Origin of the sequence: Limnohabitans sp. 2KL-17 (genome assembly GCF_003063415.1) — a bacterium.
Classification (GTDB): Bacteria; Pseudomonadota; Gammaproteobacteria; order Burkholderiales; family Burkholderiaceae_C; genus Limnohabitans_A.
This window is the reverse complement of sequence record NZ_NESK01000022.1, coordinates 52,258-75,393: the sequence shown is the minus strand read 5'-3', so window position 1 is coordinate 75,393 and position 23,136 is coordinate 52,258. Positions and strand designations below refer to the sequence as shown.

The 23,136-nt window shown below is 59.6% G+C and carries 25 protein-coding genes and 1 tRNA gene; 17 read left to right on the top strand and 9 right to left on the bottom strand.

Annotated features, from left to right (window positions below):
• Positions 1-283: 283 nt before the first annotated feature.
• The 6 genes from ugpB (at position 284) to B9Z45_RS12290 (ending at position 6,239) form a co-directional block, all read left to right on the top strand.
• Positions 284-1,588 carry a sn-glycerol-3-phosphate ABC transporter substrate-binding protein UgpB gene (gene ugpB, locus B9Z45_RS12315; protein WP_108407515.1) on the top strand — a complete coding sequence of 435 codons (1,305 nt, stop codon included), beginning with the start codon at positions 284-286 and terminating at the stop codon, positions 1,586-1,588.
• Between the two features lie 108 nt (positions 1,589-1,696).
• A complete protein-coding gene (gene ugpA / locus B9Z45_RS12310; protein ID WP_108407514.1) occupies positions 1,697-2,578 on the top strand; it encodes a sn-glycerol-3-phosphate ABC transporter permease UgpA in 882 nt (293 codons plus the stop codon).
• 34 nt (positions 2,579-2,612) lie between these two features.
• Entirely contained in the window at positions 2,613-3,467 is an 855-nt protein-coding gene (gene ugpE, locus B9Z45_RS12305; protein WP_108407513.1) for a sn-glycerol-3-phosphate ABC transporter permease UgpE, read from the top strand.
• 110 nt (positions 3,468-3,577) lie between these two features.
• Positions 3,578-4,603 (top strand): sn-glycerol-3-phosphate ABC transporter ATP-binding protein UgpC, encoded by a 1,026-nt coding sequence (gene ugpC / locus B9Z45_RS12300; RefSeq protein ID WP_108407512.1) that lies wholly within the window; start codon positions 3,578-3,580, stop codon positions 4,601-4,603.
• Entirely contained in the window at positions 4,600-5,343 is a 744-nt protein-coding gene (gene ugpQ / locus B9Z45_RS12295; protein WP_108407511.1) for a glycerophosphodiester phosphodiesterase, read from the top strand. The genes ugpC and ugpQ overlap by 4 nt, the downstream gene beginning before the upstream one ends.
• Positions 5,344-5,405: 62 nt before the next feature.
• The gene (locus B9Z45_RS12290) at positions 5,406-6,239 is read left to right on the top strand and encodes a dienelactone hydrolase family protein (RefSeq protein ID WP_108407523.1); all 834 of its coding nucleotides are present in this window, start codon (positions 5,406-5,408) and stop codon (positions 6,237-6,239) included.
• Between the two features lie 47 nt (positions 6,240-6,286).
• Here B9Z45_RS12290 and B9Z45_RS12285 read toward each other — a convergent pair whose 3' ends face one another.
• Positions 6,287-6,565, bottom strand: coding sequence for a hypothetical protein (locus B9Z45_RS12285; protein ID WP_108407510.1), 279 nt, complete (start codon positions 6,563-6,565; stop codon positions 6,287-6,289).
• A 122-nt stretch (positions 6,566-6,687) separates the two neighbouring features.
• Between B9Z45_RS12285 and hemA the strand changes: the two genes are divergently transcribed.
• The 4 genes from hemA (at position 6,688) to grxD (ending at position 10,403) form a co-directional block, all read left to right on the top strand.
• Positions 6,688-7,959 (top strand): glutamyl-tRNA reductase, encoded by a 1,272-nt coding sequence (gene hemA / locus B9Z45_RS12280; protein ID WP_108407509.1) that lies wholly within the window; start codon positions 6,688-6,690, stop codon positions 7,957-7,959.
• Positions 7,960-8,064: 105 nt separating this feature from the next.
• Positions 8,065-9,162 carry a peptide chain release factor 1 gene (prfA, locus tag B9Z45_RS12275; RefSeq protein ID WP_108407508.1) on the top strand — a complete coding sequence of 366 codons (1,098 nt, stop codon included), beginning with the start codon at positions 8,065-8,067 and terminating at the stop codon, positions 9,160-9,162.
• A complete protein-coding gene (gene prmC / locus B9Z45_RS12270) occupies positions 9,159-9,992 on the top strand; it encodes a peptide chain release factor N(5)-glutamine methyltransferase (RefSeq protein WP_108407507.1) in 834 nt (277 codons plus the stop codon). Before prfA ends, prmC begins: the two co-directional genes overlap by 4 nt.
• Before the next feature lie 87 nt (positions 9,993-10,079).
• A complete protein-coding gene (grxD, locus tag B9Z45_RS12265; RefSeq protein WP_108407506.1) occupies positions 10,080-10,403 on the top strand; it encodes a Grx4 family monothiol glutaredoxin in 324 nt (107 codons plus the stop codon).
• 96 nt (positions 10,404-10,499) lie between these two features.
• On the opposite strand, the gene B9Z45_RS12260 is transcribed toward grxD, so the two are convergent.
• A complete protein-coding gene (locus tag B9Z45_RS12260; protein ID WP_108407505.1) occupies positions 10,500-11,159 on the bottom strand; it encodes a cytochrome c in 660 nt (219 codons plus the stop codon).
• Between the two features lie 106 nt (positions 11,160-11,265).
• Between B9Z45_RS12260 and B9Z45_RS12255 the strand changes: the two genes are divergently transcribed.
• The 5 genes from B9Z45_RS12255 (at position 11,266) to B9Z45_RS12235 (ending at position 14,333) form a co-directional block, all read left to right on the top strand.
• The gene (locus B9Z45_RS12255; protein WP_108407504.1) at positions 11,266-12,108 is read left to right on the top strand and encodes a MoxR family ATPase; all 843 of its coding nucleotides are present in this window, start codon (positions 11,266-11,268) and stop codon (positions 12,106-12,108) included.
• A gap of 11 nt (positions 12,109-12,119) precedes the next feature.
• The gene (locus B9Z45_RS12250; protein WP_108407503.1) at positions 12,120-12,368 is read left to right on the top strand and encodes a hypothetical protein; all 249 of its coding nucleotides are present in this window, start codon (positions 12,120-12,122) and stop codon (positions 12,366-12,368) included.
• Positions 12,365-12,994 carry a GNAT family N-acetyltransferase gene (locus B9Z45_RS12245; RefSeq protein WP_108407502.1) on the top strand — a complete coding sequence of 210 codons (630 nt, stop codon included), beginning with the start codon at positions 12,365-12,367 and terminating at the stop codon, positions 12,992-12,994. Before B9Z45_RS12250 ends, B9Z45_RS12245 begins: the two co-directional genes overlap by 4 nt.
• Positions 12,988-14,172: a VWA domain-containing protein gene (locus tag B9Z45_RS12240; protein WP_108407501.1), complete on the top strand. Its 1,185-nt coding sequence runs from the start codon at positions 12,988-12,990 to the stop codon at positions 14,170-14,172. Before B9Z45_RS12245 ends, B9Z45_RS12240 begins: the two co-directional genes overlap by 7 nt.
• An 86-nt stretch (positions 14,173-14,258) precedes the next feature.
• Positions 14,259-14,333, top strand: a tRNA-Arg gene (locus B9Z45_RS12235).
• Positions 14,334-15,241: 908 nt separating this feature from the next.
• Here the strand turns inward: B9Z45_RS12235 and B9Z45_RS12230 are convergent.
• From B9Z45_RS12230 to B9Z45_RS12215, 5 genes are read right to left on the bottom strand one after another with little or no spacing between them, the layout of a single operon-like run.
• On the bottom strand, positions 15,242-15,973 hold the full coding sequence (locus B9Z45_RS12230; protein ID WP_108407500.1) for a hypothetical protein: 732 nt from the start codon (positions 15,971-15,973) through the stop codon (positions 15,242-15,244).
• 3 nt (positions 15,974-15,976) lie between these two features.
• A complete protein-coding gene (locus B9Z45_RS12225; RefSeq protein ID WP_108407499.1) occupies positions 15,977-19,036 on the bottom strand; it encodes a DUF927 domain-containing protein in 3,060 nt (1,019 codons plus the stop codon).
• On the bottom strand, positions 19,033-19,317 hold the full coding sequence (locus tag B9Z45_RS12220) for a helix-turn-helix domain-containing protein (RefSeq protein WP_108407498.1): 285 nt from the start codon (positions 19,315-19,317) through the stop codon (positions 19,033-19,035). The genes B9Z45_RS12225 and B9Z45_RS12220 overlap by 4 nt, the downstream gene beginning before the upstream one ends.
• 4 nt (positions 19,318-19,321) lie before the next feature.
• The gene (locus B9Z45_RS17065; protein ID WP_158270423.1) at positions 19,322-19,495 is read right to left on the bottom strand and encodes a hypothetical protein; all 174 of its coding nucleotides are present in this window, start codon (positions 19,493-19,495) and stop codon (positions 19,322-19,324) included.
• Complete coding sequence (locus B9Z45_RS12215) at positions 19,492-20,397, bottom strand: DUF927 domain-containing protein (RefSeq protein WP_158270422.1); 906 nt, start codon at positions 20,395-20,397, stop codon at positions 19,492-19,494. The genes B9Z45_RS17065 and B9Z45_RS12215 overlap by 4 nt, the downstream gene beginning before the upstream one ends.
• A gap of 64 nt (positions 20,398-20,461) precedes the next feature.
• On the opposite strand from B9Z45_RS12215, the gene B9Z45_RS17060 reads away from it, so the two are divergent.
• Entirely contained in the window at positions 20,462-20,614 is a 153-nt protein-coding gene (locus tag B9Z45_RS17060; protein WP_158270421.1) for a hypothetical protein, read from the top strand.
• A 206-nt stretch (positions 20,615-20,820) separates the two neighbouring features.
• On the opposite strand, the gene B9Z45_RS12205 is transcribed toward B9Z45_RS17060, so the two are convergent.
• A complete protein-coding gene (locus tag B9Z45_RS12205; protein ID WP_108407495.1) occupies positions 20,821-21,057 on the bottom strand; it encodes an AlpA family transcriptional regulator in 237 nt (78 codons plus the stop codon).
• 505 nt (positions 21,058-21,562) lie between these two features.
• Positions 21,563-21,814: a hypothetical protein gene (locus B9Z45_RS12200; protein WP_108407494.1), complete on the bottom strand. Its 252-nt coding sequence runs from the start codon at positions 21,812-21,814 to the stop codon at positions 21,563-21,565.
• Between the two features lie 158 nt (positions 21,815-21,972).
• Between B9Z45_RS12200 and B9Z45_RS12195 the strand changes: the two genes are divergently transcribed.
• Positions 21,973-22,443, top strand: coding sequence for a hypothetical protein (locus B9Z45_RS12195; protein ID WP_146180914.1), 471 nt, complete (start codon positions 21,973-21,975; stop codon positions 22,441-22,443).
• The last annotated feature ends 693 nt before the right edge of the window (positions 22,444-23,136 follow it).

The following is a 23,136-nucleotide window of genomic DNA, read 5'->3' as shown; positions in this document are numbered from 1 at the left end:
CAGCCTGACCGCCTCCATCTTGAATTCCAGCGTGTACTTGGCCCGTTTCCTCGTTTCACTCATTTCGTTCTCCTTGAACTGATTTTTAACCATCAGCTAAGCAGTACGTTTTTCGGGGGCAAGGTCACCCCAAGGGTCTTTTCTTATGGAAAGTCCGGGTTGTCACCCCGGCTTCACACCGCTTTAATACAGTTGTCATTTTTAAAATGCACAGTACCACTCTAAAGAAGCACTGCTTGACAGGCCTTTTGCAATTTCAGCCTCTTCATCTCCAGGAACCGCCATGAAACTCAAACTCACCCTTTCTGCCCTGACCCTGGGCTTGGCCAGCTTGTCCGCCCAAGCCCAAACCGAAATCCAGTGGTGGCACTCCATGGGTGGCGCCCTGGGCGAATGGGTCAATGACCAGGCCAAGGATTTCAACGCCAGCCAAAAAGACTACAAAATCGTACCGACCTTCAAGGGCAGTTACGACGAGTCCATGACCGCTGCCATCGCCGCCTACCGCGCGGGCAACGCCCCACACATTTTGCAGGTGTTTGAAGTGGGCACGGCCACCATGATGGCCAGCAAGGGCGCGATCAAGCCCGTGGGCGAAGTCATGAAAGAAGCCGGCCTCAAATTTGATCAAAACGCCTATGTGCCCGCTGTGGCCGGTTACTACACAGCCCCCAACGGCCAGATGCTGAGCTTCCCGTTCAACAGTTCCACCCCCGTGTTCCATTACAACAAGGACGCCTTCAAGGCGGCAGGCCTGGACCCGAACACCCCACCCACCACCTGGCCTGAAGTGGCTCTGGCCGCTGCCAAGCTCAAGGCCAGTGGCCACAAGTGCCCGTTCACCACCAGCTGGATCAGCTGGACACAGCTTGAATCCTTTTCAGCCTGGCACAACACCGAATTTGCCACCAAGGGCAATGGCATGCGCGGCATGGACGCCCGCCTGAGCTTCAACACCCCTTTGCACGTGCGCCACATTGACAACCTGGCCAACATGGCCAAGCAGGGCTTGTTCATTTACAAAGGCCGAGGCAATGCGGCGGACGCCACCTTTGTATCCGGCGAGTGCGCCATGGCCACCGGTTCGTCGGCGCTTTATGGCAGCGTGGTCCGCAACGGCAAGTTTGGCTATGGCATCGGCGCACTGCCCTATTACCCTGATGTGAACGGTGCGCCACAAAACACCGTGATCGGTGGCGCCAGCTTGTGGGTGATGAGTGGCAAGAAAGCCCCTGATTACAAAGGCGTGGCCCAGTTCTTTGCCCATTTGTCCAAGGACGATGTGGCTGCCGCCAGCCACCAGCGCACAGGCTACCTGCCCGTGACCAAAGCCTCGTTCGAGGTGACCGAAAAATCCGGCTTCTACAAAAAGAACCCCGGCACCGATGTGTCCGTGACACAAATGATTCGCAAGACCACCGACAAGTCACGCGGCGTGCGTCTGGGTAATTTTGTGCAAATCCGCACCATCATTGACGAGGAGCTCGAAGGCGTGTGGAGTGGCAAAAAGGGCACCAAAGAAGCCCTGGACATGGCCATCAAACGCGGCAACGAGCAGCTTGAACGCTTCGAAAAAGCCAACAAGTGATTTCACAACCGCTGCTCGCAGCGGTTGGCTCTGAAAAAAGCAGAGGCAATGCCTCTGCTTTTACGCATTTTGGGATGACACTCAGCCACCCCGCCTGGTAAAAAATTTATGGAAAAACGCGTTCGCTTCAAATCTCGCTGGCTGCCCTGGTTGCTGATCGCACCCCAGATGGCCGTGGTGCTGGTGTTCTTTTTCTGGCCGGCTGGACAGGCCCTGTACCAAAGCGTGCTGCAAGAAGATGCCTTTGGGGCATCCCGCGAGTTCGTGGGGATGGAGAATTTTTCACGCCTGTGGCACGACAGCGGCTACCTGGAGTCTTTCAAAATCACGGCCATTTTTTCCTTGCTGGTGGCTGTCACGGGTTTGTCGGTGTCTTTGCTTCTGGCGGTGATGGCCGACCGGGTCGGGCGCGGCGCGGGGCTGTACAAAACCCTTTTGATCTGGCCCTATGCGGTAGCCCCTGTGGTGGCGGGCGTTTTGTGGCTGTTCATGTTTGCATCGCCCATGGGCGTGGTCGGCTACGCCCTCAGGGCCGTCGGCATCGAGTGGAACCACCTGCTCAACCCCAACCACGCCATGGCGCTGATCGTGATGGCCGCGGTCTGGAAGCAGATTTCCTACAACTTTTTGTTTTTTCTGGCAGGTTTGCAGTCCATTCCCAAATCGCTGATCGAAGCCGCCGCCATCGACGGGGCCAGCCCCTGGCGGCGCTTTTGGACCATCGTGTTCCCCCTGCTGTCACCCACCACCTTCTTTTTGCTGGTGATCAACATCGTTTACGCCTTTTTTGACACTTTCGCCATCGTGGACGCCACCACCCACGGCGGCCCGGGCAAAGACACGGCCATTCTGGTTTACAAGGTTTATTACGACGGCTTCAAGGCGCTGGACATGGGCAGCTCGGCCGCGCAGTCGGTGGTGCTGATGGTGATCGTGGTGTCGCTCACGGTCTTGCAGTTCAAGTTTGTCGAAAAGAAAGTGCAGTACTGATGTCTCTCTCCCCTGTTCACTTGGGTGGTCGGTCATGATCGAACGACGCCCCGGCCTGCAGATCCTGCGGCATGTCATCTTGCTGATTGGCGTGGCCATTGTGGCTTTTCCGCTGTACCTGACTTTTGTCGGCTCCACCCAAACCGCGCAGCAAATCAACCAGAGCGTGCCCATGTCGCTGGTGCCTGGCAGCCACTTTTGGGAAACCTACCGCCTGACCCTGTTTGGCGGGCCCAACTCTCAAGGCAGCCCACTGCCGGGGATGTGGCCCATGATGAAAATCAGCCTGATCAGCGCCCTGGGCATCGCGATTGGCAAGATCGCCATTTCGCTGCTGTCGGCATTCGCCATTGTTTATTTCCGATTTCCGTTTCGCAACCTGGTGTTCTGGATGATTTTTGTCACCTTGATGCTGCCGGTGGAAGTGCGCATCAGCCCAACCTATGAGGTGGTAGCGGGCCTGGGCATGCTGAACAGCTTTGCGGGTCTGACGGTGCCCTTGATCGCCTCAGCCACGGCCACCTTTTTGTTCCGGCAGTTTTTTCTGACCATTCCCGATGAGCTGGTCGAGGCCGCACGCATGGACGGCGCGGGTCCGATGCGGTTCTTCAAGGATGTGCTGCTGCCCTTGTCGGCCACCAACATCGCCGCCCTCTTTGTGATCCAGTTCATCTATGGCTGGAACCAGTACCTGTGGCCCTTGCTGGTGACCACCAACGAAGACATGTACCCCGTGGTGCTGGGCATCAAGCGCCTGATTTCGGGTGAGTCGTGGACAGAATGGAACGTGGTCATGGCCGCCGCCATTTTGGCCATGCTGCCCCCAGCGATGGTCGTGATCCTGATGCAAAAATGGTTCGTCAAAGGCCTGGTCGATACGGAAAAATAAATAACGCGGGGACAGTCCACTGCGAAGCGGTGCTCTGTCCTCGTCTGATATGAAACCCGGGGACAGTCCACTGCCAAGCGCTGCTCTGTCCCCATCTGATCCAAAGATTTATGGCTTCCATCACACTCTCTCACATCCTCAAAACCTACGGTGCAGGCGCCAAGTCCAACACCGTCATCCACGACCTGAGCGCCAGCATCCAGGATGGCGAATTCGTCGTGATCGTCGGTCCCTCGGGCTGCGGCAAATCCACCTTGTTGCGCATGGTGGCAGGCCTGGAAGACATCACGGGCGGCAACATCTCGATTGGCGAACGCGTGGTGAACGACCTGGAACCTGCCGAACGCGACATCGCCATGGTGTTCCAGAACTACGCGCTTTACCCCCACATGAGCGTGTTCGACAACATGGCCTATGGCCTGAAAATCGCCAAGCGCTCTGCCGAAGAAATCAAGGCGCGCGTCGACAAGGCGGCAGGCATCCTCGAATTGAGCCAACTGCTGCAACGCAAACCGCGGGAGCTGTCCGGTGGTCAGCGCCAGCGGGTCGCCATGGGCCGCGCCATCGTGCGCCAACCCCAGGTCTTCTTGTTTGACGAGCCGCTGTCCAACCTAGACGCCAAACTGCGTGCACAGACCCGCCTGGAGATCCAGAAGCTGCACCGCGAATTGGGCATCACCAGCCTGTTTGTGACGCATGACCAGGTCGAAGCCATGACCCTGGCCCAGCGCATGATCGTGATGAACGGTGGGCACATGGAGCAGTTCGGCACGCCAGAGGAGGTTTACAACCGCCCGGCCAGCACCTTTGTCGCCAGCTTCATCGGCTCGCCGCCCATGAACCTGCTGAAAAAAGCACCGGTCACCAATGCCCAGCGCATTTTGGGCATTCGCCCTGAACACCTGGACATCACGCCCGCACAAGTCACAGGGGGTTGGTCTCTGATCGCCGACACAGTGGAGCTGCTGGGCGCCGAGCGTCTGGTGCACGCCCATCTGGGCGACGAAATCCTGACCCTGAGGCTGGACGAATCGGTCACGCCCCCCCAACCCGGCCAGAACTTTTACGCCACCCCCCGCGCTGACCGCGTGCACTGGTTTGACGCGCAGACACTCCAACGCATTACTTCACCATGACCACCCTCACACCTTGGCCCTACCCCCGCTGGGTTGCACACCGCGGCGCGGGCAAGCTGGCCCCTGAAAACACGCTGGCCGCCTTCAGGTTGGGGGCTGCGCACGGCTACCGCATGTTCGAATGCGACGCCAAACTCAGCGCCGATGGCGTGGTGTTTTTGATGCACGACGCCACCCTGGAACGCACCACCAACGGCCACGGCACCGGCGGCGACCTGCCCTGGCAAGACTTGTCGCAACTGGACGCCGGCAGCTGGCATTCGCGCACTTTTGCGGGCGAGCCTTTGCCCACGCTGCAAGCGCTGACCCGCTTTTGCCAGGCCAACGGCTTTCACCTGAACATAGAGATCAAACCCACCCCGGGGACCGAAACAGTCACCGGCGCAGCGGTGGCCCAACTGGCCGCCGAACTCTGGCAAGCTGCCCCCGTGCCGCCTTTGCTGACTTCGTTCAAACCCGAAGCCCTTGCTGCAGCCCGGCAGGCTGCCCCCAATCTGCCGTGCGGCTTGCTGGTGGACACATTGTGGGAAGGCTGGCTGGCAAAGGCACAAGAACTTGGCTGCGTGGCGGTGGTCGCCAACCACAGCCTTTGGAACGCCAACAACGTGGCCCAGGTGCACGGAGCAGGCCTGCGTTGCCTAAGCTACACCGTCAACGACCAAGAAGCCGCCGGACATCTGCTGGCCCTGGGTACCGACGGCATCATCACCGACCGGATAGACTTGTTCAGCGCTGCGTAAAAACCAGCCCCGGGCTCAAAATCCACTGGGTTAGCCACAACACGCTCAAGCGAACCATGACCATGCGCCTTCACAAAATCTCCCTTGCACTGATCGCCTCACTTCTTGCCCTGAACGCCTTGGGTCAAACCCCAAAAGGTGAAGTGAAACCCGGGGTGTTGGTCCACACGCAAGCGTCCATGCAATCGGTCATCAGCGGTGCACAAGTGGCACTGCCAGCGTCGATGACTCAAACCGGTGTCTTTCTGGGCGCCTTGAAAGATGCCCCACCTGTGGCCGCAAGCAAGGTCCCTGTGGTGGTTTTCATGCACGGCTCATCGGGCTTGGGGCTCAAGGCCATTGGTGACTGGCAGCGATGGCTGGCGGGCATGGGCATCGCCAGCATTGCCCCGAACTCGTTTGGTCTGCCAAACCGGATGACTTACAACTCCCCGATTGACAAACCCACCTACGAAAAAGTGCATGCCCTGCGCGCCTCTGAAATCGGGATCACCTTGCAAGCCTTGAGCCAGTTGGCTTGGGCCGATCCTGCCAAATGGGTTCTGGCGGGGACCAGCGAAGGCGCCGTGCCCGTGGCGCGTCACACCGGCAAAGAGTTCATGGGCCGTATCCTGTTTGCATGGGGCTGCGAAGACAATTACTTTGTCGAATCTCACCAAACGGCCATTCCCGATGACCAACCCGTCCTGAATGTCATCAGCTCGACCGACCCTTATTTTTCGCCCAGCAACAGCTGGATCGGCAACCCCAATGCCGTGGGCCATTGCGGTGCAGCCTTGAAATCCAACAAAAAAGCCAGCATCGTGCTGATTCCAGGCGCACCTCACACCGTGTTCATGTTTTCGCAAGCCAAAGGCCCCGTTGAAGGTTTTTTGAAAGACCTTTTCAAGCTCTGACCCTGCTCATTGAGCTTCAGGGACCGATCGGCGCAAAACCAACCCAGTCACTGCCGGCTGGCCCAGCCGCGGTGCAGGGCCCATTCCGTGCTGGCTGCCACCAGTACCAAGGCGGTGTAGGTGGCCATGGTGCCGTCCTGGCCCTGCAATACCAAACCCGCAGTCAGCACCAGCCCCCCGATCAAGGCATGAACCAGCATGCGGCGGGTGAATGAACGGTGCCCGGACCCCATGACCCATCGGCCAGCCAAAGGCATGAGCAGCGCCATGGCCAGCGCTGGCAGGAAAAAATTGAACAAATGCAGGGTCAGTTGCCAGACGGTCATGGGTCTTGAACGGGTCTTGAACAGCGTGGAGTGGGATAAAGGCGCACAACAATTGTGCACCGAAAGTGCCCTCTGCCGACCCCTCCGGGCTCTTGTCAGGTCGGGGTTTCTATAATCAGTGCATGGCTGTTTGGACACTGGGCTTGAATCACACCACTGCGCCGCTCGATTTGCGCGGGCGGTTTGCCTTCGCGTTGGACCAGATGGCACCCACTTTGCAAGGCTTGAGAAGCAACCTGGCCAAAAACCTGACGCAAACGCCCGAGGCCGCGATCTTGTCGACCTGCAACCGCACCGAAATTTATTGTGCGGCCGAGCAGGCCGCTGCGGCTGACACCTTGCTCTGGCTGGCCGAAGCCGGCGGGGTATCGACCCAAGAACTCCAGTCGCACACCTATTTGCTCGAGGGCAACGAGGCCGCCAGGCACGCTTTCCGGGTGGCCAGCGGGCTCGACTCGATGGTGTTGGGCGAAGCCCAAATCCTGGGTCAACTCAAGGATGCCGTGCGCGCTGCCGAGCAAGCAGGCGCGCTGGGGATCACCTTGAACCAACTCTTCCAGCGCAGCTTTGCCGTGGCCAAAGAGGTGCGCAGTTCCACCGAGATCGGCGCCCACTCCATCAGCATGGCAGCCGCCTCTGTGCGCTTGGCCAGTCAGCTGTTTGAAGACCTCAAAGACATCAAGGTGCTGTTTGTCGGTGCGGGGGAAATGATCGAGCTGGTCGTCACTCACTTTGCGGCCCGCCAACCTAAATCACTTGCCATTGCCAACCGTTCCATGGAACGCGGCGAAAAACTCGCCAGTCGATTTGGCGCCGAAGTGATGCGCCTGGCCGATTTGCCCGAGCGTTTGCACGAATTCGACGCGGTCATCAGCTGCACTGCCAGCACCCTGCCCCTGATCGGCTTGGGGGCCGTGGAACGGGCCTTGAAGAAACGCAAGCACCGCCCCATGTTCATGGTCGATCTGGCGGTTCCCCGCGACATCGAACCCGAGGTCAAGGCCCTGGAAGACGTTTACCTCTACACCGTAGACGATCTGGCCAGCGTGGTGCAGGCAGGCCAGGCCCATCGTCAGGCTGCAGTGGCCGAAGCCGAGGTCATCATTGACGCCGGCGTGCAAAGCTTCAACCACTGGCTGGGCCAACGGGACACGGTGCCACTGATCCAGCAATTGCAAAACCAGGCCGATACCTGGCGCGAAGCCGAGCTGGGCCGTGCCCGCAAGCTGCTGGCGCGGGGCGATGACCCCGAAGCCGTTCTTGAGGCGCTGGCCAAGGGGCTGACCCAAAAAATGCTGCATGGCGCCATGGCCGAATTGCGCAGCGCTGACCACGCCCACCGCGAACAAACCGTGCAAACGGTGCAACGCCTTTTCTTGCGGCAAGAGCGTTAGCGGCGCACCGGCGACCGGCTAATGCCGCTCCCGGCGAGATGGGCATGGATGCCCCCAACGCCACTTGCCCCTGGATTGACGCCTGCCCGGCAATGACCGCTCAAGATGAAACCCTTTTTGATCCAACAACTCGAACGTTACGCCGAGCGCCTTGCCGAGCTGGACTTTTTGCTGTCCCGGGAAGACATCATGGCCGACATGGCCCAGTTCATGAAGCTCTCGCGGGAACACGCGGATGTGAGCGCCATGGCCACGCGCTTTGCCCGTTACAAGCAGCGCAGCAGCGATCTGGCAGAAGCCCTGGAAATGCAGGCTGATTCACCCGAGGCTGACGAGATGCATGCCCTGGCGGGAGAAGAGATCACTTCAGCCCAGAATGAACTGAACGAACTGGAAGCCGAATTACAAAGGATGCTGCTGCCCAAGGACCCCCAGGACGCGCGCCCGGCCTATCTGGAAATCCGCGCCGGCACAGGGGGTGACGAGTCGGCTCTTTTCGCGGCCGACTTATTGCGCATGTACACCCGCTTTGCACAAAACAAAGGCTGGAAAGTCGAGCTGCTGTCCGAGTCACCCAGCGAGCTGGGCGGCTTCAAGGAGGTCGTGATCCGCCTGGAAGGCGAGAACACCTTTGGCCAGCTTCGCTTTGAATCGGGCGGCCACCGCGTGCAGCGTGTGCCCGCCACCGAAACACAAGGCCGAATCCACACCAGCGCCTGCACCGTGGCGGTGCTGGCCGAACCGGATGAGGCCAAGGCGGTGCAGATCAATCCGGCCGACCTGCGCATCGACACCTACCGCGCCAGCGGTGCGGGCGGGCAACACATCAACAAAACAGATTCGGCTGTACGGGTGACCCACCTACCAACCGGCATCGTGGCCGAATGCCAGGACGATCGGTCCCAGCACCGCAACAAGGCCAAGGCCCTGCAAGTTCTGGCAGCCCGCATCGAAGAAAAAGATCGCAGCGAACGCGCGGCCAAAGACGCCGCCCTGCGCAAAGGCCTTGTCGGCAGTGGTGACCGGTCGGACCGCATCCGCACCTACAACTTCCCACAGGGCCGCTGCACCGACCACCGGATCAACCTGACCCTGTACAAACTCAATGCCATCATGGAAGGCGACATGAAGGACGTGATCGACGCCCTGCAAGCGGCGCGTCAGGCTGAGCAACTGGCCGAGCTGGAGATTGGCGCGTCATGAGTCCCCGCACGCTCGCCGAAAGCCTGCAACGCGCACAGACGCTCGGGCTGGCCCGCATGGACGCCCAAGTGCTGCACCTGCATGTGATGGGCCGCGAAACACATGACCGTGCCTGGTTGCTTGCGCATGACCGCGATGAACTGTCGTCCGACATGGTGGCGCGCCTGGACAAACTGTTTCAGCGGCGCCTGGCCGGTGAGCCCGCCGCCTACATCACCGGCTTCAAAGAGTTCTTTGGGCTGCGCCTGCAAGTGGATGCCCGCGTGCTGGACCCCCGCCCTGACACCGAAACACTGGTGGAATGGGCTTTGGAACTGCTGCCCATGGGCATCCCAGCGCGTGTGTTGGACCTGGGCACTGGCAGCGGCGCCGTGGCCTTGGCCCTGCAACACGAACGCCCAGCCAGCCAGGTCACCGCCGTGGATGCCAGCGCCGATGCCTTGGCCGTGGCCCAAGCCAACGCCCTGCGCTTGAATTTGCCCGTGAAGTTCATGCAAAGCCACTGGATGGATGCCATGGCAGGCCCGTTTGAACTGCTTGTTTCGAACCCCCCCTATGTGGCCGATGCCGACCCGCACCTGGCCGCCTTGACCCACGAACCCCTGCAAGCCCTGACCAGCGGACCGGACGGACTCGACGATCTGCGCCAAATCATTGCCCAAGCCCCCAGCCGACTGGCCCCCGCAGGCTGGCTGCTGCTGGAACACGGCTGGGACCAGGCCGATGCGGTGCGAAACCTGCTGCGCAGCGCCGGCTTTGAAAAAGTGCAATCACGCCAGGACCTGGCAGGCATTGAGCGTTGTTCGGGTGGGGCGCTGCCAACCACATGACCATCAACAGGCCCCACAAGTTTTCAGACTTTCAATCAGAGAGATAATGCATCCCATTAGAAATCGGCACCATTTGGAGCAAAAACCATGAGCGACACCCAGCAACGCATCGACGAAATCGTCAAAGGCAACGAGATCACCCTGTTCATGAAGGGCAACGCCAGTTTCCCCATGTGCGGTTTTTCCGGCCGTGCCATCCAACTCCTGAAGGCCTGCGGCGTCGACCCCAAGACCGTCAAAACCGTGAATGTGCTGGACGACGCCGAAATTCGCCAAGGCATCAAGGAATACAGCAACTGGCCCACGATTCCTCAGCTCTACATCAAGGGTGAGTTCATCGGTGGCTCGGACATCATGATGGAAATGTACGAATCAGGCGAGCTGCAGCAGGTCATCAACGGCCAAGCCTGACCGCCTTCGCGCATCACCCTGACTTGCAGGGTGTGGCGATGCCGCCCATAAAAAAAGCCAGTCAAATGACTGGCTTTTTGCTGGATTGACGAAGGATCAGCGGAATTTGGACTGCGGCACAACCTTCATGTCACCATCCAAAGAACCGATGTAACCGGCAATGGCCTTCAATTCGGCATTGGAGTATTGCTTGGCAATGCCGCCCATCACGCCGTTGTTGCGGCCCCAGGTGGCCTGGTTTTCAACTTTGTAAGACTTGAGCGCCACGTACAGGAAATCTTTGTGCTGGCCGGCGATCTTGGGGTAACTGGGGTCAATCGGCTTGGAGAAGTTGTCACCGTGGCAAGAAATGCAAGCGCCTTTTTGCAGCAGGGCCGCCACTTTGGCGTCTGGTGTCTTGGGGGTGGTGGCCACCGGCTCGGTCTTGCCATGTTGCTCGTAGTAAGCGCCCAGATCGGCCATGTCCTGATCGGTCAGGCTGGTGGAAATACCGCGCATCGTGGGGTGCTTTCGCTCCCCCTTTTTGTAGGCGTTCAGTGCTGAAACAATGTATTTGGCGTTTTGACCGGAAATCATCGGCACGCGGTAAACCTCGGGAAAGCTGGCTTGGTAGCCCTTGATACCGTGGCAGCCGATGCACATGGCAATCTTCTGCTCCGCGGCTTTGGCATCGCCCTTGATCTCTTGAGCATGGGCAGAAATGGTGGTCACAGAGGCGACAGCCAATGCAAACACTGAGGTCAGGAACTTGTTCATTTTGCTTACACAATCCAATTGACTGATAAAAATCAACTGCAGATTATATCGGGCTGACCCTCATAATCCTGACAAGCTTCTTTCCAATTTTTGAGAACTGCAACCCATGAAATTCAAAGGCACCGAAAACTACGTCGCCACTCAGGACCTGATGCTGGCCGTAAATGCCGCCATCACACTCAAACGGCCGCTCTTGGTAAAAGGCGAACCCGGCACCGGTAAAACCATGCTGGCCGAGGAAGTGGCGCAGTCATTGAACCTGCCCCTGCTGCAATGGCACATCAAATCCACCACCAAAGCCCAGCAAGGCCTGTATGAATATGACGCCGTCAGCCGGCTGCGTGACAGCCAATTGGGCGAAGCCAAAGTCAAGGACATCGAAAACTACATCATCAAGGGTGTTCTCTGGCAGGCTTTCACCTCCGAAACCCCAGTGGCCATCCTGATCGATGAGATCGACAAAGCCGACATCGAGTTCCCGAACGACCTGCTGCGCGAAATCGACCGCATGGAGTTTTATTGCTACGAGACACGCCAGCTGATCAAGGCCAAGACCCGTCCGCTGGTGTTCATCACCTCCAACAACGAAAAAGAGCTGCCCGACGCCTTTTTGCGCCGTTGCTTCTTTCACTACATCAAGTTCCCCGAAGCGGACACCATGCGCCTGATCGTGGATGTGCACTTCCCGACGCTCAAGAAAGATTTGCTGGCCCTGGCCCTCAAAACTTTCTACGATGTGCGTGGTCTGCCTGGTCTGAAGAAAAAACCCTCCACCAGCGAACTGCTGGACTGGCTCAAGCTTTTGGTCGCAGAAGATATACCGCTTGAGGCGCTGCAAAGTGCCGATCAGAAAGTATCTGTGCCGCCACTGGTGGGTGCTCTGCTCAAAAACGAACAAGACGTGAGCTTGTTTGAAAAGCTGGTGTTCATGAACCAGCGCAACCGCTGAGAACCGGCCATATGTCGACTCCCAACCCTTTTCTTGAAGGTATCTCAGACGCTGTCGGTTTCGTCGGCGGCGCTTTGGCCGGCTATTGGGCAGGCAAGTTGCTCGGCTTGAACATTTTCAGCGCTGGCTATGACTACGCCAGCATTGGCGGCATTTTGCTGGTAGGCCTGGGCGGTGGTGTGGGGCTGCATCTGGCACGTTTCTGGCGCGCCAAACAAAAAGCCAAAGACAACGACAACGACAACGACACACCATCATGAGCCACTGGATCGCACCCGTCACCCTTTCTGATCAGCATGTCACGCTGGTGCCGCTCGCCACGGGTCACCACGACGATCTGGTGGATGCGGTGCGCGATGGCGAACTGTGGAACCTCTGGTACACGGCCATCCCGGCGCCTGATGCCATGGCCGCTGAAATTGCACGCCGGCTGAACTTGCAAACACAGGGCAGCATGTGCCCTTTTGCCGTGCTGGACCCCGCATCCGGCCGAGCAGTGGGCATGACCACCTACATGAACATCGACGCCACCAACAGGCGCGTGGAAATTGGTTCGACCTGGTACCGCAAAAGCGTGCAGCGCAGCCCGCTCAACACCGAGGCCAAGCGCCTGCTGCTGGCCCATGCCTTTGAGCAGTTGAGCTGCATCGCTGTTGAGTTTCGAACGCATTTTTTCAACCACCAAAGCCGCCATGCCATTGAGCGCCTGGGGGCCAAGCTGGATGGTGTTCTGCGCAGCCACCAGACCAATACCCACCCGTTGGCTGCGGGCGCAATGCGAGACACCTGTGTTTACAGCATCATTGCCAGTGAATGGCCCAGTGTGAGAACGCATTTGAACTTTCAATTGAACCGCGCCAGCCACAAGGACACCCGGTCATGCTGATTGATTTCTTCTACACCCTGCGTGCCGCCAAATTACCGGTGTCTGTGCGCGAGTACCTGACGCTGCTGGAGGCGCTCCAGGCCAATGTGGTTGGCCCTGCATCAGACGCCTGCAGCATCGATGATTTTTACCACTTGGCCCGCACGGTGATGGTCAAGGACGAAAAGCACTTCGACAAATTCGACAAGGCTTTTGGCGCCTATTTCAAGGGCGTCGAGATGTTGACCGACTTCACCAAGGAAGTGCCCCTCGACTGGCTGGAAAAAATCCTGCAAAAAGAACTCACGCCCGAGCAAAAAGCCGCCATCGAAAAGATGGGTTGGGACGAGTTGATGGACACCCTGAAAAAGCGCCTCGAAGAACAAAAAGAACGCCACGAAGGCGGCAGCAAATGGATCGGCACCGGCGGCACATCGCCCTTTGGCAACGGCGGCCACAACCCGCAGGGCATCCGGATTGGCGGCAAAGGCGGTAACAAAAGTGCCGTCAAAGTCTGGGAGCAACGCGCCTACAAAGACTACGACGACTCACAGGAACTGGGCACACGCAACATCAAGGTGGCACTGCGCCGTCTGCGCCGCTTTGCACGTGAGGGTTCGGTGGAAGAGTTGGATTTGCCCGACACCATCCGGGCCACCGCCGCCAACGCAGGCTTTCTGGACATCAAAATGCGGCCGGAGCGGCACAACAATGTGAAGGTGCTGCTGCTCATGGATGTGGGCGGCACCATGGACGAGCACATCACACGGGTAGAAGAGATGTTCTCTGCCGTCAAAACAGAATTCAAGCAACTGGATTTTTATTACTTTCACAACTGCGTTTATGACTTCATGTGGAAGAACAACAAGCGCCGTTACGCAGAGAAGTTCCCGACCTGGGACATCCTGCGCAAATACAACAAGGACTACAAGCTGATCTTCATCGGGGACGCCACCATGAGCCCCTATGAAATTTTGCAAAAAGGCGGCAGCGTTGAATACAACAACGAAGAAGCCGGTGCGGAATGGTTGCAGCGCCTGACGCACACCTTCCCAAAATTTGCCTGGATCAATCCCGAGCCTCAAGGCGTCTGGCAGTACCGCCAAAGCATCTCGATCGTGCAGCAACTCATGAGCAACCGCATGTACCCCCTGACCCTCAAAGGGCTGGAAGATGCCATGCGATTGCTCAGCAAATAAAACCTGACTGACGCCCAAACCAAGCCCAATATCCAAGGCCATGGATGTAACAAACCTTAATCAGTGGCCTGTAAAATGCCCCCACTGCCACCGTAGTTCAATGGATAGAACTCTCCCCTCCTAAGGGAGTGATACAGGTTCGATTCCTGTCGGGGGCACCAAACTTTGATCCGCACACGTCCAAAACGGTGCGGATTTTTTTATTCCCCCTCTGAAAACTCAGTTTCATCGTCCATTGTGGTTTACTGAAGTGTGCCACCTTCCGGGGGCACATGGGGGCACATTTGGGGGCACTATTTTCAAAAATGGGGGCACATTTTCAAACACCCCAAAGGCAAGGCCAGGCGGGCGCACTGCCAGGATGGGGGCACATCGGGTAATTATTGGGGGCATGTGCTGCAACCGCGGGGGCACAACCAACGGATAGCGGGGCATCATCCGACCTCACAACTCAACCCCCTAGGCATAACCATGAAACAGTCAGGCCCCGGGCTCGCAACGACCCGTGACAGCATTACCCAGGTAGGACCCAACACGGGGGGGGTGGCATAGCCCAAACAGACCCAGCCACACCCCAGACAGGCAAAGGTAAAGCGGCCAAACCGGGGAACAATCGGCGGGGTGTTTGTGTGTTTTGCTTCCGCTATCGTTATTTTGTGCGGGGACAAGCGGGGACAAGCGGGGACAGCGGGGACAAAATGGCACTTATCCACAGCACAAAACAAGTTATCAACTGATTTTGCTTAAATATTGTGCAATTCGGTTGAATCCTCGCTGTGCGCGAAACCTAGAAAATGGATTTGAAGCCTAGCCCGTTAACGTCCAGGCACCGGGCACCCATGGCGCCCGCAAAAGATAGGACAACAGCGCCAGCAAGGACAGTCCAAACGCTGGCGCTGTCCACCAGATCGGCGGGCACCAGGTGGGTATGGCGCCAGGTCAAGGGCTTGGCTTTTCCCTTACTTGGTGCAAGCCTTGCCGCCCCCTTTGCAGCGCGAACGGAATTCCCGCCCGCCCCCTTATCGGGCGGCAAAGCGGGTGGGCTGTCATGCCCACTGCATTAACGCCCTCAAAGGCAGTGCCGCCGCGTTTCAGCTTGCAGGGTGTTCATCGAATCAAACCCCAGCGCCAGGGCCGCACGGGTAAAGCTCTCCTGTTCAAAGTACCGGCTCCCGTTGGTGTCATGTTGCCGCCATAGCCTGCCCACCATGGGCACATGCACGGGCCATGATGTGGGCGGGGGGGTGGTGTAGGGCTTCACAATGGCCAGGTCTAAATAAAACTCGCAGGCCTGCCCCACTGTTCGCATTGCAGGCAGGTGGGGCGTGACCTGTTCACGGCGATACAGCTTCACGCCGTGAACGTGTGTGCCTTTGCATACGTGTAGCAGCGGGTCATAACCCCCGGGCCACACATGGGGGCGCACTGGCCAGGCTTCCAGCCTCTCATTCACCATTTGTTCGCCAGCCCATGCAAAGGGTGCGCCCGGGTTGTCTTGCAGCGCCTTCAACAGCGCGGCAAACGTGCCCGGGTTTATTCGGTCGTCAGGATCAACCGAAGACACGAAAGGGGCACAGCCCAAAGCAAAGCCACAGGCCCGGGCCTCACCTAACCGGCCATCAATGCCGGGCAACCAATGTTGATTCACGGGCTGGGTGTCAAGGTCTGCCCGCATCTCGTTGACCCAGCCAGGGTTAAAGCGCGGCAAGTCCAGCACATGGCAATCTATGAGGTGCGACAAAGCAGGGGCGGGGCCGTCTTGCTCGTTGTAGGGGATGGGCGTGGTCATGTTGGTGGTCATGGCTCAAAGGTCCAGGGCAAAGATAGCCGGGCTGATTCGGTAGCAGCGGGAAAGACCTATCCCAGGCAATCGGGGTTTGCAGTCATGCCGCCCCTTAGCCTCAGGGATCAAGCAACCATGGTCAACCAACACCCGGGCAACAGCGCCAGCATCAAAGCCCCTGCAAACCTCAGCCTTGAAAACCTCAGCGTGAATGAAATACTCGGTGCTGACTGATTCGGCCATGGTTGACGCCATGCGCTCCCCGTATTCCCGTTGGTGTTCGGCATCGTTCTTGATCGGCTTTCCGTCCTCGCTCACCATGCGCCGGAAACCGGCCCGGTTCAAGGTCTTGGCTGCATGGTCATCGCCTGCCCTATGCCACCAGGTAAACCGCCCTTCACCGTGCGATTCAAGGAAAGCCCGCACCTGTCGCAGCATTGCGGTCACTTCACCGTCACCAGACCCGCCATGCGAAGCCATCCAGGCATTGAAACAGGTGATCGCGGCCCGTTCACTCTCGCCCGGCTCCCAGCCTGTCAGGCCCGCCGCCGTGGCCATCTCGCCCGCTGCACCCACCAGGGCAAAGCGCAAACCCACTCGGTGAACCTGCCCGCCCCCGGCTTCGGGAATCATGCGGGCTTCTATCGCCTGCACCCGCTGGCGAATGTCAGCTTTCAGCGTGTGGGCGTTTTCAGTCAACCACAGCAACCAGGCACGGCCCGACCCACCGTAGCAGCGGCCCGCCTGTTCAACGAGGTGGCGTGAAAACGCAGACCCGCCGCCCTCTATGCCGTGCAGGTTTTCCAGCATCCCCAAACCAGCGCCAGCATCGGCGGGAATATCGGCCATTCGCACTTCTTGCCCTGTTCGCGCCCGCTTCATGCCCTCGGCCATGTGATCGGCCAAACCCAATTCACCAGCAGACAGGAACAGCAGCCGCCATGAAAGCCGGGGCCGTGGTGCGCCGTTACGGGTTGCCCGGGCCTTGCTCGATTCGTTGGCCAGCATGTAAGCGCACTCGCCCGCCGTTTTGGGGTCAACCTGTGCCAGTTCATCCAGCACCAGCAGCGAATCGCAGTGCTGGGCTGCAATCGCTTCAAGCGCGTTGTCAGTGGTGCGCCAGCGTTGCAGGTAGTTGGGGCCACCGTTCACGCTTGCCGCTACTTTTAGGGCCGTAGTCTTGCCCGTTGACGATCCGCCGCGAAAGTGAAAGCCGCCCGATTCAACGCCACCAGGGCGCAGCAAAGGCCCGGCAAAGGCGCTGGCCACTGCAAACACCAGGCGCGAATTACCCGCACACATCGCGCCCACACGGTCACGCCATTGGTCAGCCGTGCCTTTGACTGTGAATGTGTTTTCCATGGCTTGGTCACTTTGGAAAACGATCTTTTCGGCTTCATCGCCCATGGTTTCGCGTGGCAACACAAAGGCCAGGCCGTGCCAGCCTATGCGGTCGGTGCAGGTGGTGAAGTCCTCAGGCTGGCGCGTTTGAATGTATTGGGTCAGCAGGTTTCGGGCGCGTGGTGAAGTGCCGATTCTCAGACCCTGCCCCATCAAAAATGCGCGGTACTCGCCGCCGTCACCCGCCAGCATACGGGCTGGCATGGCCCATGTTTTGACGTGTCCCAATGGATCGGCAAAGCGCAGGTGATAACCCCATCCGCCGCCATCATGGTCACGGGTCAAGGCCAGCACATCCAAACGACTGCACAGCCATTCGGACTTTGTGGGTTCGCCGTCCTTGTCTACACCCGCATAAAACACCCCTTCATCGGTCACGCTGAATCTGTCCCAATCGTTCGCAGCTTTGCCGCCCGTGCGGCCACCGTCACCGCCGTGGCCACCATCGCCACCAGCAGCGCCAGCACTGGCACCGTTTACAGGCTTTTTCTTCCGTGCTGGGGGCTTGGTCTTGCCGGGCGCGTTTGTATGGTGCGTGGCCCCGTCTGGTGCGTCCTGTTCGTCATCGTGCGCCGCCATCGCTGCCAGTTCGTGATCGGCAATCGCAGTCAGCACACAGTCACGCACAGCGTCAAGGCCGTGGTTTTGGTGCATGTCGTTGAAGTCACTTTGATCCGGGGGCAGATCGGCCGGAAAAATGGCCACACCCTGCACAGCCACCGCCGCCGCCGTGGCTTTGATCTTGCCGGGGTTGCTGCCCGTCTTGGTGTACGTGGCTTGGTCATCGTCACCACACAGCACCAGCAGCGCCGCCGGGTAATGCTGGCGCAGGGCGCGGGCCACTTTGTCCAGGTTGCCCGCATTAAAGGCCACCGCCACCGGGTAGCCCGTGGCCTCGTGCAAGCTGGCCGCCGTTACGTAGCCCTCAGCAATCAGGATCACCCGGACAGCCGCCGCCTGATCGTGGTTGGTGGTGGTGTCGGTGTCGCTGGGCGGGTTGCTGCCCTGATCCCCATCACGGGCACCAGCGCCAGCCACAGCAGCCGGGGCAGGCACCGCCCCCAGCATGTGCCACAGGCCCGTTACACGGCCACCCTTCAAGAACAACTTTTGGCCGTCCGGCTTCACGTTTTGCAGGTTCCACAACTTGCCCGCTGCATCGAACAGGGGAATCATCAAAGCGCCTTCAGCACCAAAGCGCAGGCCGTGGGCTTTCACACCCTTGCGCTGCAAGTATTCAGATTCGCCTTGATAGCTGGCCCCTGCCCATGCGGTCAGGGCTGCAACAGCCGCCGCCTCATGGCGCAGGCTTTGGGCTTCGGCTTCGCGGGCCATGGCTTCGGCCTGATCCCGCTGGCGCTGGGCCAGCACTTCGGGCGAAGGCTTCGCCGCTGCCTGCCCGTCTTTGGGCAAGGTGTAGCCGTGTTGTTTGGCCATGTGCAACAGTGTGCCCATGGTCACAGACCCGCCCGCCTTGAAGGATCGCCAGGCTATTCGGCAATCGCTGGCCTTGAAGCCCGGGGCGGTTTCAGACCATTGCGCGAACAGGTCATAACCGCCTTCATCGGGAAACTCTGATTTGATCGCCATGCCTACCCGTGCCCATTCATCGCGGGGCAGGTTCGCCGGGATATGCGCCAGGGCTTGGCGCGTGGTTTCGTGCGTGTGGTGGTGGGTCATTGGTTGAAGTTCAATTCACATTGCCGGTTGTCCGTCACTGACAGCACGTAAAGCCCAACACGGTTCACGGAACCATCGGGGTTTGTGCGGTCAATCATTTGGGTTTCGATTCGGTGTCCATCGCATCGCAGTTCGTGGACACGGGCGCGGGGGTCTGGTGCGTTGCAGTCGGTGGACAGTTGTTCCACCGTGGCCGGGCCTTTGGTCAACCTGTGCAGGATCGCCAGGCGCTGGCCTTCAATGCCGTTGTAACGGGGCTGGGTGTTGGTGGTTTTGTCCATCACGTCACCGCCGCATCGGTAAGCGCCGGGCGCTGGCGCTGGGTCTTGCCGTGGTACGGGTCAGCACCAGCTTTTGAAAGGCCGTGCCGCCCTGCCTGCCCTCGATCACGTCCAGGCCATGCAAGCGCAGGCGCTGGGCTTGCAGGTCTTTGGGGTTGCTGGGCGTGTTGGCTTTCATGGCTTTACTGAAGCCATCCAGGCATTGAAACAAGTTATCGCGGCCCGTTCGCTCTCGCCCGGCTCCCAGCCGGTCAGACCCGCCGCCGTGGCCATCTCACCCGCTGCCCCTACCAGGGCAAAGCGCAGGCCCGCACGTTGCACCTGCCCGGCCCCGGCTTCGGGGAGCATGTGGCGCTCGATTTCCTGGATTCGCTGGCGTAGATCGGGCTTCAGTGTGCGGGCGTTCTCGGTCAACCATTGCAACCAGGCGCGGCCCGGGCCACCGTAGCAGCGCCCCGCCTGTTCAACGATGTGGCGTGAAAACGCAGACCCGCCGCCGTCCATCCCGTGCAGGTTTTCCAACATGCCACAGCCAGCGCCAGCATCAGCGGGAATCTCGGCCATTCGCACTTCTTGCCCGGTCCGTGCCCGCTTCATGCCTTCGGCCATCTGATCGGCCAAACCCAATTCACCAGCAGACAGGAACAACAGTCGCCAAGACAGCCGGGGCCGTGGCTCACCTTCACGGGCTGCACGTGATTTGCCCACACCAGAAAACAACTTATCAATGCACTTGCCCGCCGTTTTCTGATCCACCAGTTCCAGTGCATCCAACACCAGCAGCGAATCGCATTGCTGGGCTGCAATCGACTCCAGGGCGCGGCCTGTTTTGCCCCAGCGTTGCAGGCCATCAGGTTGACCGTTGACACTTGCAGCAACCTTCAGGGCCGTGGTCTTGCCGCTTGAAGACCCGCCCCGAAAGTGAAAGCCGCCCGTTGCAATCCCAGCGGGGCGCAGCAAGGGGCCAGCGAAGGCACAGGCCACAGCGAACACCAAGCGCGAATTGCCCGCACACAGCGCCGCAACTTGCACCTTCCAATGTTGTTCGGAGTTTACGAATGGGGCGATTACTTTATTCATGGTGTCGTTTTGCATTTGTTTATTTGTCCGTGTCATGGTGTTGGGGTATTTGGTAAAGGTATTCATGGCATCAATGGCCCGCATCAATGGCCTGCATCGCTTGGTGCGTCCAGTGCCTTGGATTTATGCCCGGGTGGTGGGCTGTCCTCACGGCTTCAACCCTCACGCTCAGGCCGTGGCTTTGACCCTCATGTGCGCCAGCCAAAACGCCTACTGAAGCAAAGCCACAAACAACAACAGGATCACCATCGCTCAGGGCTTGCAGGGCTTCAATGTCGGTCTTGGAATCGCTCAGGCAATCACAAACTTGGCTCACCCCATGCCTATCAACTGCCGCCATGCGCCAGGTTGCAAAAATCCCGCCGATAGTGGTCTTGTGTAGCGTCACCACACCGCAGAGGTGTCCGGAAATTTTGGTGTTGATCATTTGGCTACCCCTTGCGGTCTTGCATCTGCACGGGCTGCAATCCATGCCAGTACATCGGATTCACGCCAGGCCACAGCGCGGGCACTGATCCGAACGGGCGTGGGAAAAGTCGGGGGCTTGTTGGCCATGCCTGCATAAATGGTGCTCTTGCGAAGGCCGGTTAAGCCCTCAACAGCAGTCAAGCGAAGTAAGCGCCCGGGCGGGGTTTGCTGGGTGTTTTTGGTGGTGTCCATAAGTCTTCCGTGGGGGTTTGTGAGGGTTTAAATGTGCCCCGCAGGATTCCAGCCGCCACCCGGCGGCTGGAATTTCTGCACGTCATACGAACACTTCTGAAAACACCTTTACAGCCTTGCACATGTCTTAATCCGTGCCCTTCACTCTGAAAAATGGTCGGTATCCATTGCCGCTTGAACGTGAAAAAAAATCTTCGCCCTCCTCGGACTTTCTGTGTCTTTTCTGCACTCAATCGAACAGGTCATAACGCATGGTGTAGCCAAAGCACACAGGCAAAGGGCGCACCAATGCACCGCATCAAGTGGGGGTGGTGTTGGCGCTAGGTCTGGCCATAAGGGCGGGCGAAGGCATCGCAGCAAGCAACCCGCCCGGCCATCGCTGGCGCAGGGCATCGGGCTGCACTCGATCACGCCACAGGCCGGGCCGTGGCCAACAACAGCCGCACCAGGTCAACACCACAGCGCCGCCTGATCCGGGGCCGGGGCCGTGCCTGCCCGTGTCGCCTTATCGGACAGCAGCGCCAGCAGGTGCGGGCGTGTTGGTGGGCTTGTTCAGGCGGTTCAATGCTCCCAATGCCTGCACCGCTTTACGGGTAGCGCCGGGGATGTTGCCCGCACTGGATCGCAGGTAGTGCAGCGCCATGGCCAGGGCGTTTTCTGCCTCTTGGTGCGCTGCCATCGTGGCCAGATCGTGCAGGGTGTTGGTGGGTGTTGCCGTGCTGGGTCGGCGGGTCAGGTGAATGACGTTGGGTGTCATGGCTTCATGCTCCTTGTTGAGACTTGAAAGCCACTCGCCACGTTTTGAAGCGCAGCGGGTGGGCGGGATGTTCAAAACACGAAACAAGTCGTGCGCCGGGCGTTGCCGCTTCGGCCATCCCGCCCGAAAACCAAAGCCCTCGCCGCCGTGGCGTGGGCATGTTCAGACGTGACAAAACGCCACTATCGGGGGCGTTGCACCGCTTGTTTCAAAGGTGTTTTGAAGCACCGGCCCCGGTCAGGGGTTGGGCGAATTATTGCACGGGCTGGGGCGTAGGTGTCGCAGGCATCAGGACAGGCGAAGGCATCGCAGCAAGCAACCCGCCCGGGCATCGCTGGCGCAGGGCATCGGCTGCACTCGATCACGCCGCCGGGCAGGCCGTGGCCACCAGCAGCCGCACCAGATCAACACCACATAGCGCCCGCCTGATCCGGGGCCGGGTCTTGCCCTTGCCCTTGCCCTTGCCCTTGGCCTTGGGCGTGGCCGTGCCCCTTTGCCACCGCACCGCACCGCACCGCACAGCAGCGCCAGCACCAGCAAGCAACCCGCCCGGCCATCGCTGGCGCAGAGCATCGCCCGCACTCGATCACGCCACCGGGCGGGCCTTGGCCACCAGCGAACCGCACTAGGTCAACACCACACAGCGCCCGCCTGATCCGGGCCGGGGTCTTGCCCGCCCTTGCCTGTGCCTGTGCCCTTGCCTTGCCCGTGGCCGTGGCCGTGCCACCTTTGCCACCGCACCGCACAGCAGCGCCAGCACCAGCAAGCAACCCGCCCGGCCATCGCTGGCGCAGGGCACCGCCTGCACTCGATCACGCCACCGGGCAGGCCGTGGCCGGTAGCAGCCGCACCAGGTCAGCAGGCCATCAGGCCGGACAGCAGCGCCGCCAAAGGTGGGGCCATGGGGGAACCCTTTTCGCGGCCTTTTCCGGGGGTATCCATTGCAAGCCGGGGCCGTGCAACACCGGGCACCAGGCAAAGGGCACCGGGGCCGGGGTCAGTCAGGCCACCGACAAAAGCCGGGGCGAAGGGCACAGCACAGGGCAAGGCATGGGGCAAAAACGAACGTTTGAAGGTTCTGAATGTATGTGAATGAGTAATTTTTTTCACATACTGATACTGTCCCCGCTTTGTCCCCGCTTTGTCCCCGTTTTGTCCCCGCTTTGTCCCCGCACCTCAAACGGCTGCAAACCCGCATAAATCCTCAGTTCTTCCAATTTGTCCCCGCTGTCCCCGCACTTTTTCAAAATAGCAGCCGCCAAAAAGCGCCAAACACACCGCCCGGGCGCAAAAAAACCGCCTCGGTGGGCGGTTTCCGCTGG

Bases quoted from the DNA above. Each gene is read 5' to 3' on its own strand.
- ugpB (WP_108407515.1), top strand. From the start codon at position 284: ATGAAACTCAAACTCACCCTTTCTGCCCTGACCCTGGGCTTGGCCAGC.
- ugpA (WP_108407514.1), top strand. From the start codon at position 1,697: ATGGAAAAACGCGTTCGCTTCAAATCTCGCTGGCTGCCCTGGTTGCTG.
- ugpE (WP_108407513.1), top strand. From the start codon at position 2,613: ATGATCGAACGACGCCCCGGCCTGCAGATCCTGCGGCATGTCATCTTG.
- ugpC (WP_108407512.1), top strand. From the start codon at position 3,578: ATGGCTTCCATCACACTCTCTCACATCCTCAAAACCTACGGTGCAGGC.
- ugpQ (WP_108407511.1), top strand. From the start codon at position 4,600: ATGACCACCCTCACACCTTGGCCCTACCCCCGCTGGGTTGCACACCGC.
- B9Z45_RS12290 (WP_108407523.1), top strand. From the start codon at position 5,406: ATGCGCCTTCACAAAATCTCCCTTGCACTGATCGCCTCACTTCTTGCC.
- B9Z45_RS12285 (WP_108407510.1), bottom strand. From the start codon at position 6,565: ATGACCGTCTGGCAACTGACCCTGCATTTGTTCAATTTTTTCCTGCCA.
- hemA (WP_108407509.1), top strand. From the start codon at position 6,688: ATGGCTGTTTGGACACTGGGCTTGAATCACACCACTGCGCCGCTCGAT.
- prfA (WP_108407508.1), top strand. From the start codon at position 8,065: ATGAAACCCTTTTTGATCCAACAACTCGAACGTTACGCCGAGCGCCTT.
- prmC (WP_108407507.1), top strand. From the start codon at position 9,159: ATGAGTCCCCGCACGCTCGCCGAAAGCCTGCAACGCGCACAGACGCTC.
- grxD (WP_108407506.1), top strand. From the start codon at position 10,080: ATGAGCGACACCCAGCAACGCATCGACGAAATCGTCAAAGGCAACGAG.
- B9Z45_RS12260 (WP_108407505.1), bottom strand. From the start codon at position 11,159: ATGAACAAGTTCCTGACCTCAGTGTTTGCATTGGCTGTCGCCTCTGTG.
- B9Z45_RS12255 (WP_108407504.1), top strand. From the start codon at position 11,266: ATGAAATTCAAAGGCACCGAAAACTACGTCGCCACTCAGGACCTGATG.
- B9Z45_RS12250 (WP_108407503.1), top strand. From the start codon at position 12,120: ATGTCGACTCCCAACCCTTTTCTTGAAGGTATCTCAGACGCTGTCGGT.
- B9Z45_RS12245 (WP_108407502.1), top strand. From the start codon at position 12,365: ATGAGCCACTGGATCGCACCCGTCACCCTTTCTGATCAGCATGTCACG.
- B9Z45_RS12240 (WP_108407501.1), top strand. From the start codon at position 12,988: ATGCTGATTGATTTCTTCTACACCCTGCGTGCCGCCAAATTACCGGTG.
- B9Z45_RS12230 (WP_108407500.1), bottom strand. From the start codon at position 15,973: ATGACCACCAACATGACCACGCCCATCCCCTACAACGAGCAAGACGGC.
- B9Z45_RS12225 (WP_108407499.1), bottom strand. From the start codon at position 19,036: ATGACCCACCACCACACGCACGAAACCACGCGCCAAGCCCTGGCGCAT.
- B9Z45_RS12220 (WP_108407498.1), bottom strand. From the start codon at position 19,317: ATGGACAAAACCACCAACACCCAGCCCCGTTACAACGGCATTGAAGGC.
- B9Z45_RS17065 (WP_158270423.1), bottom strand. From the start codon at position 19,495: ATGAAAGCCAACACGCCCAGCAACCCCAAAGACCTGCAAGCCCAGCGC.
- B9Z45_RS12215 (WP_158270422.1), bottom strand. From the start codon at position 20,397: ATGAATAAAGTAATCGCCCCATTCGTAAACTCCGAACAACATTGGAAG.
- B9Z45_RS17060 (WP_158270421.1), top strand. From the start codon at position 20,462: ATGGCATCAATGGCCCGCATCAATGGCCTGCATCGCTTGGTGCGTCCA.
- B9Z45_RS12205 (WP_108407495.1), bottom strand. From the start codon at position 21,057: ATGGACACCACCAAAAACACCCAGCAAACCCCGCCCGGGCGCTTACTT.
- B9Z45_RS12200 (WP_108407494.1), bottom strand. From the start codon at position 21,814: ATGACACCCAACGTCATTCACCTGACCCGCCGACCCAGCACGGCAACA.
- B9Z45_RS12195 (WP_146180914.1), top strand. From the start codon at position 21,973: ATGTTCAGACGTGACAAAACGCCACTATCGGGGGCGTTGCACCGCTTG.